Consider the following 1,092-nt stretch of genomic DNA (forward strand, 5'->3'; position numbering starts at 1 on the left):
AATTACAATAGAAGATAGTGTAAAGGCAGATGACTTAGAAGATGTTACAGAATGTGATAGTTATACATTACAGCCATTAACGAATGGGTCATATTATACAGAATCAGGCGGAACAGGAACTGCTTTAACTGCAGGAGATTCTATTGAAACAACACAAACGATTTATGTTTATGTAGCAGCGACAGCGACTTGTTCATCAGATGAGAAAAGTTTCTGGGTAATGATAAATGATACACCAACAATTGAAGTTTCAACTACAAATATTAGCTGTTATGGATTGGGTGATGGAACAATAACTGTTTCAGGATTAGAAGAGGGAGAAACTTATACAATACAATTAAATGGTACGGGTGGTGATTTAAGTGGGCAATCTACTTTTGGACCAGGTAATTATTTAATTACTGCAAGTAGCACAATACTTAATAACCAAGAAGAGGAGGTTGTATGTTCAACAACAGAAGAAGTTGTTATTACACAACCAGCACAAATAATTGTGAATGCTGGAACAAATAAATTATTAACATGTACTAATCCTACGGCTACTTTAGTGGGAAGCGCGAGTACAAATGATGAAATAGGTTTAAGTTATTTATGGACAACAAGTAATGGTATAATTGATAGTGGAGCTAATACTCTTTTTCCAGTAGTTAGTGGGTCAGGTATATATATATTGACAGTGACCTCAACTAATGGTGAAATAATTTGTTCTGCAAGTGATACTGTGCAGGTAACACAAGACATAACAAAACCAACAGCTGTTTTAACTGCAGAAACTACAGAATTAAGCTGTTCTGTTACTAGCATTTTGTTAGACGCAAGTGGGAGTGCAGGCGGGGATAAGTTTCTTTGGAAAGGTGGTACAACTGAGTCAACTTTAACCGTGACGGAACCAGGAGATTATTATGTGATAGTTACAAGAAATTCTAATGGATGTATAGATTTAGAAAGAATAACAATTACTCAAGATAACTCAAAACCGACAGTTACTATTGCGGGTAATGAAGAATTGACTTGTACAACTACAAGTATAATATTAGATGCAAGTAGTTCAACAGTTCATGGAACGGCAAGTTATTTATGGAGTACAGGAGC

At 35.3% G+C, this 1,092-nt stretch carries 1 protein-coding gene; it reads left to right on the forward strand.

Annotated elements, in window-relative coordinates; translation table 11 throughout:
- Nucleotides 1-1,092, forward strand: a 1,092-nt coding sequence (locus CHB63_RS17245) for a hypothetical protein (RefSeq protein WP_176420439.1), incomplete at both ends; no start/stop codon positions are given.

Source organism: Lutibacter flavus (assembly GCF_900188355.1).
Taxonomy (GTDB): Bacteria; Bacteroidota; Bacteroidia; order Flavobacteriales; family Flavobacteriaceae; genus Lutibacter; species Lutibacter flavus.